This window comes from Thermoprotei archaeon, from assembly GCA_038881895.1.
Taxonomy (GTDB): Archaea; Thermoproteota; Thermoprotei; order Gearchaeales; family WAQG01; genus JAVZOV01.
This window is the reverse complement of the sequence record JAVZOV010000002.1, coordinates 123,110-143,060: the sequence shown is the minus strand read 5'-3', so window position 1 is coordinate 143,060 and position 19,951 is coordinate 123,110. Positions and strand designations below refer to the sequence as shown.

General features: G+C 36.2%; 16 protein-coding genes and 1 tRNA gene. 11 read left to right on the top strand and 6 right to left on the bottom strand.

Going from position 1 to position 19,951, the window contains the following annotated elements; all coding sequences use genetic code 11:
• Nucleotides 1-4: 4 nt before the first annotated feature.
• Both QW128_03795 and QW128_03790 read left to right on the top strand, forming a co-directional pair.
• A complete protein-coding gene (locus tag QW128_03795; protein MEM3832708.1) occupies nucleotides 5-1,117 on the top strand; it encodes a serine hydrolase in 1,113 nt (370 codons plus the stop codon).
• Nucleotides 1,118-1,782: 665 nt separating this feature from the next.
• Complete coding sequence (locus QW128_03790) at nucleotides 1,783-2,829, top strand: transposase (protein ID MEM3832707.1); 1,047 nt, start codon at nucleotides 1,783-1,785, stop codon at nucleotides 2,827-2,829.
• A gap of 40 nt (nucleotides 2,830-2,869) precedes the next feature.
• Here QW128_03790 and QW128_03785 read toward each other — a convergent pair whose 3' ends face one another.
• Nucleotides 2,870-3,562, bottom strand: coding sequence for a diphthine--ammonia ligase (locus tag QW128_03785; protein MEM3832706.1), 693 nt, complete (start codon nucleotides 3,560-3,562; stop codon nucleotides 2,870-2,872).
• A 445-nt stretch (nucleotides 3,563-4,007) separates the two neighbouring features.
• A tRNA-Leu gene (locus QW128_03780) sits at nucleotides 4,008-4,092 on the bottom strand.
• A gap of 276 nt (nucleotides 4,093-4,368) precedes the next feature.
• Here QW128_03780 and QW128_03775 point away from each other — a divergent pair.
• The 3 genes from QW128_03775 (at nucleotide 4,369) to QW128_03765 (ending at nucleotide 6,488) form a co-directional block, all read left to right on the top strand.
• Nucleotides 4,369-4,518, top strand: a complete 150-nt coding sequence (locus QW128_03775; GenBank protein MEM3832705.1) for a hypothetical protein — start codon at nucleotides 4,369-4,371, stop codon at nucleotides 4,516-4,518.
• Nucleotides 4,519-4,892: 374 nt separating this feature from the next.
• Nucleotides 4,893-5,213: a PadR family transcriptional regulator gene (locus QW128_03770; GenBank protein MEM3832704.1), complete on the top strand. Its 321-nt coding sequence runs from the start codon at nucleotides 4,893-4,895 to the stop codon at nucleotides 5,211-5,213.
• A gap of 9 nt (nucleotides 5,214-5,222) precedes the next feature.
• Nucleotides 5,223-6,488, top strand: coding sequence for an Nramp family divalent metal transporter (locus tag QW128_03765; GenBank protein MEM3832703.1), 1,266 nt, complete (start codon nucleotides 5,223-5,225; stop codon nucleotides 6,486-6,488).
• Nucleotides 6,489-6,678: 190 nt separating this feature from the next.
• On the opposite strand, the gene QW128_03760 is transcribed toward QW128_03765, so the two are convergent.
• Together QW128_03760 and QW128_03755 are read right to left on the bottom strand one after the other, a co-directional pair.
• Complete coding sequence (locus QW128_03760; protein MEM3832702.1) at nucleotides 6,679-7,806, bottom strand: dipeptide epimerase; 1,128 nt, start codon at nucleotides 7,804-7,806, stop codon at nucleotides 6,679-6,681.
• Between the two features lie 311 nt (nucleotides 7,807-8,117).
• On the bottom strand, nucleotides 8,118-9,302 hold the full coding sequence (locus tag QW128_03755; protein MEM3832701.1) for a Xaa-Pro peptidase family protein: 1,185 nt from the start codon (nucleotides 9,300-9,302) through the stop codon (nucleotides 8,118-8,120).
• A gap of 250 nt (nucleotides 9,303-9,552) precedes the next feature.
• Between QW128_03755 and QW128_03750 the strand changes: the two genes are divergently transcribed.
• Nucleotides 9,553-10,083, top strand: coding sequence for a hypothetical protein (locus QW128_03750; GenBank protein ID MEM3832700.1), 531 nt, complete (start codon nucleotides 9,553-9,555; stop codon nucleotides 10,081-10,083).
• Nucleotides 10,084-10,177: 94 nt separating this feature from the next.
• Nucleotides 10,178-10,792, top strand: coding sequence for a hypothetical protein (locus QW128_03745; protein MEM3832699.1), 615 nt, complete (start codon nucleotides 10,178-10,180; stop codon nucleotides 10,790-10,792).
• On the opposite strand, the gene lpdA is transcribed toward QW128_03745, so the two are convergent.
• Complete coding sequence (lpdA, locus tag QW128_03740; protein MEM3832698.1) at nucleotides 10,793-12,196, bottom strand: dihydrolipoyl dehydrogenase; 1,404 nt, start codon at nucleotides 12,194-12,196, stop codon at nucleotides 10,793-10,795. It lies immediately after the preceding gene.
• 127 nt (nucleotides 12,197-12,323) lie between these two features.
• On the opposite strand from lpdA, the gene QW128_03735 reads away from it, so the two are divergent.
• From QW128_03735 to QW128_03725, 3 genes are all read left to right on the top strand, one after another.
• Nucleotides 12,324-13,511, top strand: coding sequence for an acyl-CoA dehydrogenase family protein (locus QW128_03735; GenBank protein ID MEM3832697.1), 1,188 nt, complete (start codon nucleotides 12,324-12,326; stop codon nucleotides 13,509-13,511).
• Between the two features lie 145 nt (nucleotides 13,512-13,656).
• Nucleotides 13,657-14,931 (top strand): Nre family DNA repair protein, encoded by a 1,275-nt coding sequence (locus tag QW128_03730; protein MEM3832696.1) that lies wholly within the window; start codon nucleotides 13,657-13,659, stop codon nucleotides 14,929-14,931.
• Nucleotides 14,925-15,788: a radical SAM protein gene (locus QW128_03725; protein ID MEM3832695.1), complete on the top strand. Its 864-nt coding sequence runs from the start codon at nucleotides 14,925-14,927 to the stop codon at nucleotides 15,786-15,788. The genes QW128_03730 and QW128_03725 overlap by 7 nt, the downstream gene beginning before the upstream one ends.
• Before the next feature lie 324 nt (nucleotides 15,789-16,112).
• On the opposite strand, the gene QW128_03720 is transcribed toward QW128_03725, so the two are convergent.
• On the bottom strand, nucleotides 16,113-17,132 hold the full coding sequence (locus QW128_03720; protein MEM3832694.1) for an AIR synthase family protein: 1,020 nt from the start codon (nucleotides 17,130-17,132) through the stop codon (nucleotides 16,113-16,115).
• Between the two features lie 135 nt (nucleotides 17,133-17,267).
• Here QW128_03720 and QW128_03715 point away from each other — a divergent pair, with 135 nt between their 5' ends.
• On the top strand, nucleotides 17,268-19,925 hold the full coding sequence (locus tag QW128_03715; GenBank protein MEM3832693.1) for an ATP-dependent helicase: 2,658 nt from the start codon (nucleotides 17,268-17,270) through the stop codon (nucleotides 19,923-19,925).
• Nucleotides 19,926-19,951: the final 26 nt, after the last annotated feature.

The window sequence follows — 19,951 nt, the reverse complement described above, 5'->3', positions numbered from 1 at the left end:
TCCCATGGAATTGCATTATGGAAGCCCTGAAGAAGCTGGATTAGACAAGATTAGATTAGATAAAATCAATGAATTCATGAAAAAATACGTTAATGATGCTTTTCCAGGTGCTGTACTTCTCATTGCACGTAAAGGTGTGATTGCATTTCATGAGGCATACGGTAACTCACAAACCATACCAATAAAAAGGGTAATGACTAAAGACACAATATTTGATATAGCATCACTCACTAAACCTTTAGCGACATCGATAATCATTATGAGATTAATTGAAGATGGTCTTATAAATTTAAGACAAAAAGTTTCAACAATATTCGACGAAATAGAAAAAGACGAAACAAAACGAGAAATCACACTATGGCACCTACTCACTCATACATCCGGGTTACCTGCATGGGAACCTTTTTACAAAGACTTTAAAAACAAAAAAGAGATAATTAAAGCTGCGCTTAATGCTTCCCCTACAAACAAACCAGGTGAAAAATACATGTACAGTGATTTAGGCTACATTATCTTAACTGGCATTGCAGAAGAAATTTCCGGTAAAACATTTGACAAATTATTTGAAGAATATGTAGCATCGCCCATACATCTCAAAGATACAATGTTCAATCCACCAGATCATTTAAAATTCCGCATAGCAGCAACAGAATTATGCGAATGGAGAGGAAAAGTCTTAGTTGGTTCTGTTCATGATGAGAATGCTTACGCAATGGGTGGCGTGAGCGGACATGCTGGACTTTTCTCAACAGCATTAGAAATAGCTAAAATAGCACAAACAATACTTAATGGTGGAATCTACGGATCAAAAGAAATTCTATCGAAACCTTCTGTTCAGACTATGATAAAAAATCATGTTAAACATTTAGGTGCTGGTTATGGTTTAGGATGGATGATAAATGATACGCCCAATGGAACATCAGCCGGTGACCTCTTTTCTGAGAAATCTTTCGGCCACACTGGCTTTACAGGAACATCACTTTGGGTTGATCCAGAAAAAGAACTAATAGTAGTTCTACTTACCAACAGAGTACATCCAACAAGACAAAATACAAAACTTATAGAACTAAGACCAAAAATACACAACATGATAGCATCGGCCTTAACAAAATTTTAGGCACATCTAAAGACAATTTGCCCTTGTCAGCGTTTTCAAAATAGATATGTTTAATTATGAGTACAGAAGAGCATTGACGTCCACTTCTTCCGGAAACTGAGGCTGAAAGACCATGGAAGTGTTAAGAGCTAAAAAATCCCAGTAGAAGCTCCAAGAGATCTAATCAACGAATACTTTAAGGTTAAACAGGAAGCCCTTAAACTTATCTTTTGCTATGTTAAACTCTCCGAAAAGGCTCATCTAGAATTTGGTAGAGAAGATAGGAGAAAGTTTAAGGAATGAACTGCTAAGGGAATGGAAGTACTCAAAACACTACGTTGACTCTGCCATAAACTCAGTGATCATGTTGGTCAAAGGATGGATAACTCTTTATAAGGGGGAGCTATTAACAAGCCGAGGATAGTGAAGAAAACCGTTTACATCAAGAACACACAATAATAATTTGTTAAAAATGCATAAAGACGTACGAAATATGGATTAATGGAAGCCTATATTTTGAGGAAGATGTGGATTTCTGCATTAAAGTTTATCCACGAAATATTCGGTGAGTAATCATTAAGTTTCTAATTTTATTCTAATCTCGCAAGAAGACCCCATGTGTAAGCGTGGGGATGAATTGCGTTAGACTTTAATATCTAAAAAGTTAGTTAAAACTTGCTATGAAGTTGACTATCCAAGCGGGTGTTGTTGGACTGACTCGAAGGAAAAAAGACTTGTTGGATAGGGAATACTTTAACCTTCAGAAGTTTCTTAGGGGAGACAAGACTGTTCCGTTGTATTCGGCGAATAAGCAACAAGCTCTTAGATACTATCAAAGAGTTAAGCATAAAGAGTATCCGCTTAGCTTGAGAAACGACTTAATTAACCTTAGAAAGGCTAAGGCATTTTGGTTTTTGAAGATTCCAGTCTATGGCGTAAGGGGAGGAATAAAGGTTCCAGTTAAGCCTCACAGGAAGTTTCCAGAAAACGCTAAACTATGCGAAAGCAAAATCGTAAAGCGAAAAGACCGCTACATCGCCATGTTAACCTTCGAGTTTCCAGCCCCGCCCATGCGAGAATGCTCCTCCATCCTTGCTGTGGATTTGGGCGAGCGTTTCGCTGCCACTGCGGTGCTTTGGCAGAATGAAAACGTAATGAAAGCCCAATTCTACGGTAAGGAAATAAGAGGCATAAGACGACATTACGCATGGCTCCGTAAGAGGCTTCAAGAGAGAGGTCTAACCCAAGTCGTGAAGAGAGTTGGAAGCAAGGAGAGAAGGGTGGTTAACGTCATCCTTCATCGAGTCAGCAAATGGATAGTCAACTTCGCCCTTGCAACCAACTCTTACATAGTTTTGGGAGACCTAAAGGGAATAAGAAGGAGAGTGAAGGGCAAAGGCAAACGCTTAAACAGGATAGTAAACAGCATGCCATATTATCGCTTAACGAAAATGATAGAGTATAAAGCTATGCTCGTAGGCATACCAGTGATAACCACAAGCGAAGCCTACACTTCAATAACGTGCCATGTCTGCGGGTGTGAAGGAAAGCGCAAAACTCAGGGCTTGTTCGTCTGCCCCCACTGCGGAGAATACAACGCAGACCTAAACGGAGCCATCAACATCGCTAAAAAATTTGAGAGGTGGATGAGCTATATGCCCATCTACGGGGCTGCAAGTGAACCAGCCCTTAACCACGCTTGCGTGGAAGCCCCATCCGTAAGAGTGGGGTAGTTCACCCCCATCTTCACATCTTTAGTTAATTGAAAAGGAATCATCTATTTGCGGGAAGGAGATCGATAAAGTAGAACTTTTTACGGAAATTTTTACCTCCTAGCACTCGCTCTACAACTTCTCCAACTTTTATTGGTACTGGCTTCTCAAATAATGGACCATCGTATACAAAGCTGTGATACTCCCCCTTCTCTCCAGCTGGATCAACATTTGATGGTAAATTTTCGATAAACTCCTCATTTATTTCACGCCCAACATAAGATGAATCGAGAACCTCTGCGTCTACGCTAGTTATGATAGCTTTAAATCCCAATTTAATAAATTCTAGCACAAGCTCTTTTGTGTCTCTTCCCCAGAGTGGAAAGTAGCCTTTAAATCCCTCTAATGCAAGCATCTTTTCCCTATACTTGCGCACATCTTCCAAGAAAATATCTCCGAAGACAAAACCTTCAATCTTACCCTTATATTTGCTTAAGGCACTCCTCATTATATTTTCATACTCTTCCATAGAACAATTTTCCGGTATGTAAACTAAATCTAAGGGCATCCTAAGCATTGAAGCTTGCATCTCCATCAATGAACGCCTTACACCATGCAGCGTAACCCTATCATACTCCCTTGTTACAGTTGTTAGGAGACCTAGTGGCTTCATTAAATCATTATGAACAACTTTATATAATGAAAGCATACTGTCTTTGCCACCGCTCCAAGACACAATAACTTTATCTTTCATATGTTTGTTTTAAGATGAAATAGTACTTAAACTTAAGTTTAGGTTACTAGTCAGTGAAGATGAAACTGAAGATAAACTAGAGAGGAAGACTCATGCGCAATTCATGAAGCCCCCATTAATGAGAAATTTTATTCATCAATGAATAACTTCTCTGCCCTTTAAAGTGTTTTTTCGTGAAATTAGATACTTTTCCGACCTCCCAATAAATTTTGACGTTACTTCAACAGTCTTCCTATAGGATCTTGACTCTCCATCACTGAGCAGAGTGATCGTTTTCTTTCTCGTTGATTTCTTCCTCAATTTTGTTCGTAGATAGCTAAATGAGCTTGATACAGTGGGTTCAAATCTGGAAGTATAAAATTATCATGGAAAATTTTGTTCAACTTTTAGCAGTTTTAGCAAAAAGTAAGCTCAATTTGTGTTCTTTTTAAAGCTTTTTTCATAGTGCGGGGGGTGGGATTTGAACCCACGCAGCGCTAACGCACAGGGTCCTAAGCCCTGCACCTTTGACCTGACTCGGTCACCCCCGCTCTATATTTTTTAACAGCTTGTATAATATAAGCTTTTGATCAGAAATGGAAACTGTTTATTATTATGTTTATGTCTTTTTTAAGATGGAACGATGTGGAGTGTTTTGTTAAATCGTTGATGTAAAATTTTTAATATTAACTGGCTGATCTTATAGTTAGGATGTATGACGTTATATGTGATTGAGGCTTCAGAAGCTACAAAGCTTAGGGGTACAAAAACCACATCTATTATATCAACCCAATAGAATCAGCACAAAAGCTAGTGTTAAAACAGTTGTGGTCAAACTTGAGAGGATATACGGAAAAATGATGATTATGGTAAAATTACTAAACAATAAACTTCGTGAACGAGCCATCATGATCATTCGTGAAATTGCTGGGTCGATGATGATGCACGACTTGCTTATGAAATATCTAATGATGTAAGATTAGCATCGCTTATTGTATTGGGTATTCAAGATATACAAACTGCATACAAAGTACTAAAAAATGACTGGAATTTACGTAAAAACATTTAAGAAGTTCTAAACAACACAAAACTTGTTCTTCATGATAATACTTAATTTTGTAAAACTAATAATGAAAATGATAGTAATGATTAATAATTAGTTACTTTAAGGCTCTTCATAATGAAGAAGGGAGCGCGCTGTTCCTCTTTTGCTCTGAAGGGCAAGATTTTTCAGTTGTAAACAATTCTCAAAAGCTCTCTATGATGATCGTTGGTATTGTTTTCATTACTAGTTATAAAGTGCTATAGATAAGTTTAAATATAATATCAATTTCTGATATCTAGATTAGATATGAATCCAATAACTGTTCATTTAGAGAGAGGTATCTTTAGGGCTTATGTACTATGGATGTGTAGTGTTGAGGAGCGTTGTGGTGATGATTTCCTACATTTAGAAATGGAGCATGGACATGTATTAAGTCCTGGTAAACTTTATCCAGTTCTCAAAGAACTTACTGAAACTGGTTTGCTTGAGATTAGAGTAAAAAAAGAGCATGGAAAAATTCATAAATATTACAAGACCACAAAGAAAGGTTTAAATGTATTAAATCGGACAAAAAAAGAGTTGGGATCGCCGATGAAGCAGTTTATTAAAATATGGCTTTTTGGTTAAGGTGATTTAATGCGTTTTATAAGAAATAACAGTAGAGTGTCATTAGTTCAGATTATTAAGAATAATGGTTATCTGCAATTTTTTGGTCCGGCAATAGTTGTAAGTGTTGCTTACATGGACCCAGGAAATTTTGGTACTGACATTTCTGGTGGTGCTATTTATGAGTATAAATTATTATGGGTGGTATGGCTTGCAAACTTAATGGCCATGTTACTGCAGTATCTTTCGGGTAAAATTGGTATTATAACAGGTAAATCACTGGCAATGCTTACCGCAGAAAAATTAAAGTCTCATAGAAAGATTATTTTGTACTGGTTAGCCTCAGAAACATTTGCTGTTGCTACTGATTTAGCAGAATTCTTAGGCGTTGCTTCAGCACTTTACCTAATTTTTAAGATACCTTTACTTATTGCATCATGGATCGCAGCGTTCGATGTAATTATAATCTTCGCACTTGCCGGTAAAAGATTTCGTCATGTTGAATTACTGATAACTTATTTAGTATCAGTAATAGGCTTCGGCTACATTTATGAGATCTTAATCACGAAACCAGATTATTATAGAATGGTATATCACTCATTCGTTCCTGTACTCACAACTAATGAAGAACTTTTTATTGCAGTGGGCATAATTGGTGCGACAGTAATGCCTCATGCATTAATGCTTCATTCAAGATTAACCAAGAATAAACTTAAATATAATAATGATGATGAAAAACGAAAGCTTCTTAGATATCACTTATATGATACTGTATTAAATTTCACGCTCGCGGGTTTAGTTAATGTAGCTATAATGGTTATGGCCGCGGCAGCATTTTATAAAAATGGTATTCATGTAGCTACTATAGATGAGGCATACATAACGTTAGAACCACTTTTTGGTATAGTTGCGAGCCAAGTTTTTGCTATAACTTTGTTAGCATCAGGGTTATCCTCATCAACCACAGGCGTACTAGCAGGACAAGCTATACTAGAAGATTTACTAGGGTCTAAGGTTAGCCCGTGGATAAGAAGAATCATTATAAGAGTAATAAACGTAATACCAACCAGCATTGCTATAACTCTGGGTTACGATCCCTTATCATTGTTGGTCTATAGTCAAGTTATACTCAGCATGATGATACCACTTCCATTAATCCCACTAATATACTTCACGAGCAACAAAAGAATCATGGGCATGTACACTAACAAAAAAATAACTACTATTCTATCATTAATATCGACAATAATAATAATTGCACTAAACGCATACTTACTATTAAGTTTCATCATATAATCTTCTTTTAGGATAAGAAACTATTAATCTATTTCAAATCACACAACAAGAGCTTCTTGGAACATTGATAAGAGAACGTTAGGCCGCTTTCAGAACAGGAAAATATGTCTTGCCTTACTATACCAATAAATAATCAAAATCTCAAACATTTTGATGCTTTCTGAAGAATTATCTCTTTTTATTACAGAAATTAAAAAGATTTTTTTACACGCTTTTCCGCAAAAGTCTTTACATATTGTAGTTCATCCATTGCGATTTCAAGTTTTCCAAGTCCTGGATAATTTGATAAAATTCTAAAACCATCTTTGTATTCGATCATACCACTTTTGACCAGTGTGTTTTTAAGACTTATATCAGAATCTAAATCTGTGAAGATTATATTTCGTGTAGATGCTGCAAAATGAACTGCTGCTGCAATGGATATTGCTCCTTCCATCATACACCCCACTACATTTTTTATAGCTGCGGCCTCACTTATTGCAGCTATTTTTAAAGCATTTCTTATTCCACCACTTTTCATTAACTTTATGTTAATAAAATCGGCTGCCTCTGACCTGATTACATTTATCGCATCATAAGGGCTGCGAACAGATTCATCAGCCATTATAGGAATATCAACGCTCTTTCTGACAAAGGCTAAACCGCTGATATCATGAGCCTTCACAGGCTGCTCAACGAGTTCTAAATCAAATCGCCTAAGCTGATTAATAGCTTTTATAGCTTGTTTAGGAGACCACGCCTGATTGGCATCCACAAAGAGCTTTATTGAGCCACCGACAGCATCCCTTATTGATCTAACACGCTCAATATCATCATTGAGATCAAGACCAACTTTTATTTTAATTATTTTAAAACCCTTATCCACCAGTTCAATCACCTTTTTAACAGCATCACTAACCGGCATTATTCCAATAGTAAAATCCGTTTCAACCATATCCCGAAAACCACCAAGAAACTTAAAAAGTGGTAATCCCAACCTTTTAGAATACAAATCATAAAGAGCGATATCAAATGCAGCCTTGGCTGCAGTATTACTAAAAATAGCATTATCAACCTCATCAAGTAAACCTGATAGCATGCTCGAATCAAGACCTATAAGTTTTGGTGCAATGCTTTCTGCGGCAGCGAGCATTGTACCTTGCGTCTCTCCAAGTATATGAGTTGATGGAGAACCCTCCCCCCAACCCTCAAATCCCTCCGAATCAGCTATCCGCACAACAATCTCTTCACTTTGATCAGATGTACCAAGCGAAATTCTGAATGGCGCCTGATAGTAAACTACACCAGTATACAGATCAATACTTTTTATGGCACCCATAACATTCACCATGCATGAAACACAAGCCATCTATAATTATTTAACTTATAAAAAATGCATTAACATATAAATATCCTTACAACCTGAAAGCCTCGCCTCTTTAGGGCGGGGATTGTGTGGCAAAGTATATAAGCTCTGCATCCTTTAGCATACCTTGGGTATAGCATATACCCGAGTCCCGCACTGTGCGGGATAGGGGTAACGCGCCCGAGGCCGGGCGCAGAGCTAAGCCCAGCAAGAACTGGGAATGTAGCCCTAAACCTCCCCGGAACCCTAGACCTTTAGGTAGGGCGGGGAGGAGATCTGGTTCTTTAATCTCTTATTATTAGCTCTTCTATGTCTTCTGGGTAATATGTTAGCTTCTCGTATCCATCTTCTAGTATCAGTATTGTATCCGAGTGTCTGAATCCTCCAATATCTTTAACATATATTCCAGGCTCTACTGTAAGTATCATTCCAGGCTTGAGCTCTCTATCATCACCTATATCTAGGAATGGTGCTTCATGGTATTCAAGTCCTAACCCATGACCTGTATGGTGTCTCCAGTAATTCCATAGACCTTTTTCCTTGAAGTGTCTTCTTACTGCCCTGTCTACATCGCTACATCTAAGCCCAGCCCTAATATTCTCAAATGCTACTCTCCTAGCTTCTAACATTAGTTTAAAATATTTCTCTTGTTCGCCTGTAGGCTCTTCCATAATCATTGTTCTCTCAAGCTCCGCGCCATAACCACTGACCACAGCAGTGGCTCCTGTTATTAAGACATGCCCTCTCCTAATCTTAGCATGGATATTGTGTGAGTGAGGGTAGTAAGAGTGAGGTCCAACCTGACCTCTAAATCCTGCATGAACACCGCTAGTCCAGCCCCACGACCTGTAAGTGTTCCCTAAAGCTTTAGCCATAGCTAACGTAGCCTCCATGCTAGCTCTAAGTGAAATCTCATCCTCTATGAGTCCGGGCTTAGTGTAATCCTGGAGAAGCCTATGAGCATAGGAAGCCCACTTAGAACTTTCCCGAATAAGCGTGACCTCCTCCATTGATTTAATCATTCTAAGATTCTCTACAAGGTCACGCTCGTAGCTGAAGGTAGCCTTTAGTACATCGCTAAACCTAGGACCTCTATAGCCGAAAATATGACCATAACCATCTGCATCAAAACCCAAACGCTTCCCCTCAAAGCCCATCTCTTTAAGTTCATTAGCAATGAATGTAATAGGGTGAACCTCACTAGGGTATTCTTCATAGTATACAATGTTATCAGCATAAGAATACTTGAGAGCGTGCTCATACTCAAGGAGAGGAACAAATAAAGTAACTTCACCACCATCGTCAATAAACACTGTAATAGGTCTCTCAGTAGGAATAAAAATGAAGTTTGTAGTATAAGCTATGTTAGCCGGCGAAATAAGACAAAGGCCGTTAAGACCTTTACTCTTCATTAAGGAGGTGATTCTGGAAATCCTATCTTCTATTTCCTTCCTAGAAATAATGAACATGGCCCCACACCTTCTTGATAAGTTGTAGTTAAGAAACTTAAATGTATCGCTGTGTATATTACGAATACGTCTGATCTGTTATCTTTGTTTATTATTAAAATAAAAGGGATTATTTCATATTTTGCAGAAGTGCATAATGTTAATGGTTAAAATTTATTTGAAAGATAATGTAGTTAGTGAAGACTTATATTTTGACGGATTGTTAAATATACTAACTGGTCATGAATAAACTTAAAAGGTGAAGTATGAAATGAATGAAAAAAATAAATATGTATATTTATCATTTGCGTTAGCGATCAGCATTATAGCTGCAGTGCTAATAGAATTGGTTTTTATAATTATATTACTAAGAGGTATTATGATGATCTTTAATTTTCCATATGTGATATTCTTGTTTTCATTATTAGTGTTAGGTGCGGTAAATAATATCATGTTTTTAAAATCAACTAATTATGCAAGGATTTTCTTCAAAAATGTGACTCCGATATCACTTATATTGGCTGGGTTAGGTATAATCGTTGGTTACTTAGGTAATTTTGTGGGGCTCTTTTTGATATTTATAGCGTACATCTTTGAAATAATAACCGGTATGAAACTTAGAGATGATTTAGCTATGATATCTGATAGTAAATGGTCAGGAATTTTTGTGGGTGGGGTGGTAATTTTTGTACTTTCGATGCCTCTTATGATTTATAATGTATATTTTGCGTTGATACCAATGATAGGTGATGCGATTAAAACTGTAGGAATTTATTTTATTTATAAGGATTTAAGAGGCTAGCTTTCTCTGCTCTAAAAAGGCGAGATTTACAGTCGTAAATCAGGTATATGTGTGAGTTAATAAGAATAAATAGGTGTATTTTGTAGGTGTGAATATGAAGGATATTATAGAGAATGCAATAGATTTGTTGAGGAAAAAGGATTTAGCTAGAGAAAATCTTATTAAAATATCAAGAGAACTTATTAGAGTTTCGCGTAGTATAGTTGTTGGTGTTCATAATGGAGACGATGTTAAAGAGTTGATAGAGCAGGCTAAAAAGATGGTTAATGAGATGTTATTTATCTTGAAAGATCATCCTGATCTTATTGATTCTGTTAGAAGTTCGTTGCAGGAATACTCAGAGGCTCTTATTTTTAATGCTATTCTTTATGAAAATAGGTTAATGAGTTTTACTGAATTAGATGTGGATCCTGCTTCTTATCTGCTTGGCGTTTCTGATGCTTTAGGTGAGCTCAGACGTGAGGCAATAAAGAATGTTGATCAGTGGAAACTTAAGGAAGCAATGAAAATTCTTGATTTGATGAGAAGTATAAATAATGAATTAAGTAAATGGGATTTGCCTGATGCAATAGTTCCTGGGTTACGTCATAAGGTTGATGTGAATAGGCGTCTTATAGAAGATTTAGAAGTTATGATCTCTGAGGCAAAAAGAGCCCATGATCTAATACAGTCTATGTCGAAATTAACAACTTATTTTGAGAAAAGATGATTACTTTGTTTTCCTCTTTAGCATGTGTACAGGTTTGCCTAGAGCGTCCTCTGCTGCCTCCATTATACTTTCTGATAGCGTAGGGTGTGGATGCATCGTAAAACCTAAATCTTCCATTGTTGCACCCATTTCTATCGCTAGGGCTATTTCACTGATTAATTCTGATACCTTAGGGCCTATCATTTGAGCACCAAGCACTACGCCTGTTTTTTTGTCAGCGATTATCTTTACAAATCCTTCAGTACTGTTTTCGGTTAGAGCTCTTCCTGATGCAGCAAAAGAAAATCTACCTATCATAGTGTCATAACCATAGTTCTTTGCTTCTTGGTCAGATAAACCTACTAGTGCTATTTCAGGATCTGAGTATATTACTTGTGGTATTGCCTTATGGTCGTACTCGCTTGGTAATCCTCCTATCACTTCTGCTGCTGTTAGACCTTGTTTGAAAGCTTTGTGAGCTAAATATGGTGGGCCAACAACGTCACCTACAGCATAAATATTTGGTATATTTGTCCGCATCTTCTTATCAACTATTATGAAATCTTTCTCATCAAGTTTTACACCAACGTTCTCAAGACCCAGTGAATTTGAGTTAGGTCTTCTTCCTACTGAGACTAGTATTTTTTCAATGTTCACTTTAAAATCTTCGCCAGTCTTTTTTCTAATAGAGGCCTCTATTGTTCTGTTAGATATGTTTATATTTGATACTGTTGACTCTGTATGTATTTTAATTCCTAGTCTTGTTAAGATTCTCGTTTCAAAGCGTGCAATTTCTGGATCTACTCCTGGCAATATTTGATTCATAAGTTCTACAATTGTCACTTGTGTTCCTAGTTTTGCGAGCGCTGTTCCTAGCTCTATTCCTATTGCGCCACCACCAACTATTAATAAGCTGTTTGGTATATCATCCATTTCGAAAATATCCTTTGATGAGAGTACATGCTTATTGTCAAAAATTAAATTCGGGAGTTGTATTGGTGTTGAACCTGTAGCTATTATGATATTTTTTGTATCTATGACTTGCTCGTTATTATTTGTTTTTACTATTACTTGTGTTGAGGATTTTATGCGGGCTGTCCCAGTTATGATTTCTGAACCATTTTCTTCACATAAATATTTTATTCCATCTCTTAATTTTGTTATTATCTGGTCTTTCCATGTTTTGAATGTTTTGAAATTCACACCTATCTTTTCGCTTATTATTCCCATTTGCGAGCTTTTGATATTCCAGTAAAGGTTTGACATCTCTATTAGTGCTTTACTCGGTATACATCCATAGTTTGTACATTCACCACCAATAACATTACGTTCTATTAAGATTGTTCTCATTCCCAGTTGTCCTAAGCGTATAGCAGATACATAACCACCTGGACCGGATCCAATTACAACAGCATCATATTGCATCTTCTTCACACCAATAAGTTAACCTACACACACGTTATAAAACTTATACATGAAATATTTTTGAATATGGAATTTTATCATAAAGGTTTATATTCACTAAACAAATTATACTACATGGTGTTGATCTTTGTCTTTGATAGCATCTATTACATTGCCAATTGATGAAGAGACGACTGAGAAAGTTGTGAGAACTACAGCTCGTCGTTTTGCTGATTCTGAGATTGAGCCGATTGCTTCAAAGATAGATAAGAACGATAGTTATCCTTTAGATCTAATAAAGAAAATGGGTAGAGAGGGATACCTGGCTATGATGGTGCCTCAGGAATACGGTGGGTCTCCTATGGATATGCTCAGTTATTCTATTGTTATTGAGGAATTCTCGTATTCTAGTGCAGCTATAGGCATTATCACTGAAGTTCATAATAGTCTGGTTGAAGCTGTGATTTCTAAATATGGTACCAATGAACAAAAAGAATACTATTTACCTAAACTTGCATCAGGTGAAATGATTGGTGCGTTTGCATTAACTGAACCTAGTGGTGGTTCTGATGCTGCTAATCTTAAACTTAAGGCTACAAGGGTTGGTGATAAATATATATTAACTGGAACAAAGATTTTTATAACTAATGCCGCTTATGCGGATTTATTCATAGTATTTGCTAGGACTGGCATGCAAGAGGATAAACATAGAGGAATATCAGCTTTTATAGTTGAGCGGAACACAAAAGGCTTTAAAGTCGGTAACAAAATAAAAACCATGGGAATAAGAGGAACTGGCAATTCAGAATTGATATTCGAAGACGCTGAAGTCCCTTCGGAAAACTTACTTTTAGGTGAAAATCAGGGTTTTAAAATCGCTATGGATGCTCTTAATGATGGTAGAATAACGGTTGCTGCAATCTCGCTTGGATTAGCGAGAAGAGCATTCGATGAAAGCTTTAAGTATGCACTTCAACGAGAGGCATTCGGCAAACCGATTGCTGAACATGAGGTCATAAGTTTTATGCTTGCAGACATGGCTACTGAAATAGAATTAACAAGAAGCATGCTTTATAGAGTTGCAAAATTACGTGACAAAGGTATAAGATGCGTGAAGGAAATCTCAATGATAAAACTTTACGCTGCCCAAATGGCCATGCGTATAACAAACATGGCAGTACAAATACATGGCGGTTATGGATATTCCTCAGATTTCATAGTCGAACGATTATTCAGAGATGCAAAACTAATGCAGATTGGGGAAGGCACTGACGAGATACAGAAAATGGTAATATACAAAGAGCTCCTACGTTCCTCAGGACAAATTATCAAATAAATATCACCAATAACTTCTCTTAATCTTAGCAAAATAAAAAATTATAACAAAGGAACTTTCTTAGATAATGCAGCAACTATTATGAAATCTCAGTTAGGGCATCAACTTTATAATACTAAAGATATTTTAATAGAAGGAATCCCCTGTGTCATTACGTGATATACAGAGTCATGGACTTATTGACCCTACGCCTGATCTCTGTTTAGCATGCCGAGGAAGTAGAATGTTATGTGGACGAGTATTTTGCCCCATTATTGTAAAGAATATGAAGAAGAGAAAGCTTAATGTCAATAATCAAATTTATGGATCAAGTCCTCCAAGCATTTTTGTAGGTAGGATTGGATATCCCAGAGTTTATGTGGGTCCCATGACTCCACCATACACAGGTGATACAACGATACTTGATTTACCAGAAGGTTGGGTTTATAAAAAGATTGAAGAAATAGTTGATTATAGATTTTCTCTTGTTCGTGGAAAAATTGTTGTCAATGTAAAAAATGCTTCAAATCCATCTAAATATTTAGAGATTGTCCAAGAATTTGCAATGGGAGAAAAACCAGTTGATGCAGAAATGATTCTAGAGAAAAAACCCTCTGGCTCACTTACATTTAATGAGGAAACTCCACCGTATGGTCCTTCAGCACCTTTAAAAGCTATCAAATTAGGTGGAAACATCTATGTTGATGCAAGAATCGAAAAAGTTTATTATGATAAGTATTTGAAGGCTGAGGAAGCTGTCCTTCAATTATATTCTAAGAAAGTTCCTGTATCGCGCATACAAAAAGCATTTAGTGCAGGAATTCTTGGAGAAATAAAAGAAAGAAAATTTGTACCTACTAGATGGAGCATAACTGCTGTTGACGATATTCTCTCGAAAAATATTATCAATGAAATAAAGCACTACCCAATAATTAACGAATACTTAGTTTATGTAAGAAAACACCTTGATAACCTATTTATTGGGCTTCTCATACCAGATTACTGGAGCTATGAATGGATAGAGGCCTGGTTTCCACAAACAACATGGAACCTAACATATGATACAACAGAATTAATAGGCGATCATGAAGGATATAAGGGAAGAACAGTATATGCAAAAGAAATTGGAGGTTGTTACTATGCCGCGAGATTAGCTGCCGTTGAAGCATTAAAATCCATGAAACGTCAAGCAACAGTACTTCTTTTACGTGAAATCTATCCGGGATTCACATTACCACTCGGAGTATGGTTCGTTAGAGAGAACTTAAGGGAAATGTTTAAACAAAAACCGATGAAATTTAATACTCTCGATGAAGCATTACAATTCATCATGTCAAAATCTTCAATAAAACTCGAACGTCAGCTTAAAGTTAGCTGGATATTAAATAAACTTCTTTTCCAAACCAAATTAACTAAATTCATAGGTGACGAAACATTATAACAAAGAAATTAGGCCCATTTACAATAATAGAAACCACAACTAAGACAGCTCTTTCTACATCTAAACTTCCTGGACTTGACTACTCTCTTAACCCATACACAGGGTGTTTACACGGATGTGTTTATTGTTATGCTGCATCAACATTAAATGACAAAGATTTGGCATTGCATTGGGGCGATGTAGTATTCGTCAAAACGAATATAACAGAAATCCTCGAGCAAGAAGTTAAAGTAAAAAAACGTGGTGTTGTAGGAGTTTCAACAGTTACTGATCCATATCAACCTCCAGAAGCATTGTATAAACTTACACGTAAAAGTCTCATAATTCTAAAACAAAATAGATTCAGGGTTTCCATACAAACGAAATCAAGCCTAATCCTCAGGGATAAAGATATAATCGAACCAAGGCTCTTTGATGTGGGAGTCACGATCACAACAATTGATCCTAATCTAGCTAAAATCCTTGAACCATCAACACCACCACCAATAGCACGCATTAAAGTTCTTAAAGAATTTGCCAACTTAGGAGTCGAAACATGGATATTTTTAGGGCCTCTTATACCAACAATAAATGATGATACTTATAATATAGAACAAATAATAAGCATAGCAAAAGAAACAAACAGTTACATACTCTATGATAAACTTAACATAAAAAAATACGTTGCAGAAATCTTAAAACCAGTACTTGAAAAACATTGGCCAGAAACATCAGAGCATATAATAGATTTATCAAAATCGTTCAATGAATACTGGATCAAACATTACAAAAATATTGAAGAACTATGCAAAAAACTAGGTGTTAGATGCGAACCAGCATTCCAACACAAACAAAAAAATCTGCTCAACTACGTGTGAGCTACTCCACGACTGAAGTCGGGAGTTTCCAGCATTTAGGATGAGCTTCACGCTCGTTCCCTCGTCTGCTGGTTCAGGGGAGTTCACAACTCCACTATCCCATAGATCTCATTAACTTACGGGCTATGTTTATGGGAACATCCCACGAAAATATATGCGACTTCCAGAAATTTAAACTCTGCCCATTCATCCCAGATAAAGCTCTAGGTTTTCTGCACACATCTTATAAACTTTCATCCCCATCCTGAATGATGATGTTTTTAGTTATAAAGTATCTGTCACATGAGCAGGAGAGTGATGTTGAGATGAATCGATAATCAAAAATCAATGAGAGAATGTTTTCCAAAGTTCATCAATGACTGGCTTATCGATATAAACTTCTTCATTATTTTTTCTTATTATTTTTATACCTTCATCCTTTGTTGTGAATCGCCCGATCACTGATGCTTGTATTCCTATATCATTCAAAATATTCATAGCATGGTTTATTTTTTCAGGTTTAACGGCTGCTAATAAAACACCTGAACTGATTAACTTTAATGGATCTATTTCTAAAAGATCACAGATTATTTTTGTTTCTTCTGCGATAGGTATTTTTTCCTCGTAAACAATTAAACCTGTGTCTGATGCTTTAGCCATCTCATAAAGCCCTTCCAATATACCACCATCTGTTGGATCATGCATCGCACTCACTAATTCTTTTTCAGCTAGGGCTAAAGCTTCCTTGAGAATGGAAGTATGATTAATCATGTCTTTAGCATGCTCAATTATGTTCTTACTAAGAATTTTTGAAAGTCTTTCTTGTAATGTTTCTGCTACTATAGCCGTTCCCTCTAATCCAGCAGTTTTTGTCATGATTATATAATCACCGGGTGATGCATTTGATGCTGAGATTATAGATTTTGAGACAGGTATTCCTATTGCTGAAGCGATTATTATTGGTGGCCTATTTTTTAGACCAGATGCTATTTCTGTATGTCCACCAACTATTGCCACGTTTATTGTTCTAGATGCATTATTGGCTTCTTTCATTATTGTTTCAATTGTTTTGACATCAGAGTCTTCAGGAAGTAATATTACAAGTGTGACAGCAATAGGTCTTGCGCCCATGCATGCGATATCATTAGAAACAACATTTATTGCCAACTGTCCTATTTTGCGAGAAGCACCTACAATTGGATCTGATTTTAGAACTATTCTTGTGTCGTTAATTTGTAATAGTGCGGCATCGACTCCTATTCTTGGTCCTATTAATACTTCTTTTCTTTCTGAACCAAGATATTTAAATACGATATTTTCTAAAAGTCTGGGATCAAGCTTTCCAATGGGTAGTTGATTGGGCATTGTTAACACAGTTCAATAGTTTCTTATAAGATATTAACATTTAGGTGTCATAGATTGATGTTTTAATGAAATTTATTTTATTATTTTGTGTTTTTGGAAAACTATAAATTTCCCTTTTTCACATAAGACTATGAAGTGGAGATAGAGGAATCAAAAAGAATAATGTGGGTTGAAAATTACGTCAGAGATGATGAGGTTTATTCCATGTTAAAACCCTATGTCTCAGAATGGTTTAGAAGGAAATTTAGCAGTTTTACGATACCGCAGAGAATGGCTATTCCGGAGATTAAAAAAGGTCATAATGTGCTCATATCGTCTCCTACTGGTACTGGCAAAACTCTTGCAGTTTTTCTTGGATTATTGGATGAACTTTATGGATTAGCTGAAAAAGGTGAGCTTGGTGACCAAATTTATATACTTTACATAAGCCCACTGAGAGCTTTAGATAATGATATGAAAAGAAATCTGTTAGTTCCAATAACTGAAATAGCACAGGTAGCATCAGAAATGAACATTAAAGTTCCTGAAATAAGAGTTGCTATTAGGACTGGTGATACGACACAAAATGAAAGACAAAAAATGTTAAGAAAACCTCCTCATATACTAATTACTACGCCCGAGAGCTTAGCAATAATCTTGGTTGCTCCTAAGTTTAGAGAACGACTAAAATCCGTTCGTTGGGTTGTAGTCGATGAAATACATGAACTTTGTAACAATAAGAGAGGGGTACATTTAAGTCTTTCATTAGAACGTTTAGAAAACCTTGCGGGCAACAAAATCATTAGAATTGGAATGAGCGCCACAATTTCACCACTTGAAGAAGTTGCACTGTACTTAGCCGGTTATGATGACGACGGGACTCCTAGAGAATGCAAAATTGTTGATGCGCGTTTTTCAAAACCATTCGAGATCAGAGTGCTAATGCCCGTGAGAGATATAATTTATGAATCAACAGAAAAATTAAACAGTTCAATTTACAGAGAATTAGGCAAACTAATTTCTGAAAACAGAACGACCTTAATCTTTACTAACACGCGAAGTGCAACAGAAAGAGTAGTATATAAATTAAAGAAAATGAAACTAGATGGGAATAGTGTAATAGATGCTGATTCAATAGAGGCACATCATTCAAGTCTAAGCAGAGGGATAAGATTAGATGTTGAAGAAAAATTGAAAAAAGGACAACTGAAAGCAGTAGTATGCTCAACAAGTCTTGAATTAGGAATAGACATAGGATCAATTGACATGGTGGCACTTCTCAGCAGTCCAAAAAGTGTAAGCAGATTATTACAAAGAGTGGGACGTTCCGGTCATAATACACAACGAATAAGTAAAGGTAGAATAATTGCTGTAGATAGGGATGATTTAGTTGAGTCAACAGTCCTAGGAAAAGCTGCAGAAGAAAGATTGATTGATAATGTAAAAATACCAAAGAACTGTTTAGATGTATTAGCTCAGCATTTAGTAGGGATGGCGATTGAAAATAAATGGAGGACAGATGAGGCATATAAGTTAATTAAACGAAGCTATAATTATCATGAATTACCATATGAAGATTTCATCTCAACATTAAGATATCTAGCTGGGCATTATGAGCAACTCAAGGACATGAAAGTATACGCAAAAATCTGGCTTGATGAGGAAGAAGGAATATTTGGAAGAAAAGGCGGTGGAAAAACACGCATGATATATTACTTAAACAGTGGCACAATACCTGATGAAGCTCAGATCGAAGTGCACACTACAGATGGTAAATTTATAGGAGTTCTTGAAGAAGAATTCTTAGAAATACTCGAACCAGGAGACATATTTGTATTAGGAGGAAAAACTTATGAGTTCCTAAAAAGTAGAGGTTCAAAAGCTATAGTAAAGCCAGCTGAAGGACAACGACCAACAGTACCTAGCTGGTTTAGCGAAATGTTACCATTAAGTTTCGACTCAGCGTTATTAATAGGAGCTTTCAGGAGAAAAGTTGTGGAATTGATCAAATCACGTAGTAGAAATAGTGTAATAACATGGCTCGAAAAAGAATATAACTTATCACGATACGCTGCAGAAACAATATATGAATACATATGGGAACAATTAACGTTTACAAACGGATTAGTACCTTCCGACAAACTCATTCTGATAGAAACGTTTGAAGAAAAACCAGTGAGAAATATAATATTTCATACATTATTCGGAAGAAGATGCAACCAAGCTCTCAGTAAAGCCTATGCATACCAACTCTCACAAGAATACAATACCAACGTAAGAATAACAGTAACAGACAATGGATTCATGCTAACAATACCACTATACATAAACCCAGATCTGGAATGGTTAGTAAGAAGTGTTACACCAGAAAACATCAAACCCTTACTTAACAAAGCGCTATCAAGAACAGAAATGCTCACAAGAATATTTCGTCACTGTGCAGTTAGATCTTTCATGATACTAAAACGATACATGGGAACCGAAAAAAGTGTGAACAAACTACAACTAAGTGCACAAAGCCTTCTAAGTCTTATTACAGAAATAAACAACTTCCCGATACTTAAGGAGGCATACAGAGAAATATTAGAGGATAAAATGGACATCGAAAATGCAAAACAAATCCTTAAACAAATGAAAAATGATGACATAGAAATAAAATTCTTCATAGCCAATGAAGTACCATCACCATTCTCCCATTCAATAGTTACACAAGGGTATAGTGATGTAGTACTCATGGAAGACAGAAGAAAAATACTACAAAACTTGCATAGAAGACTAATGGAAAAATTAAATCAAACAACCACTATTTCATGAAATCATTGTATATCTTTTCCTGTACA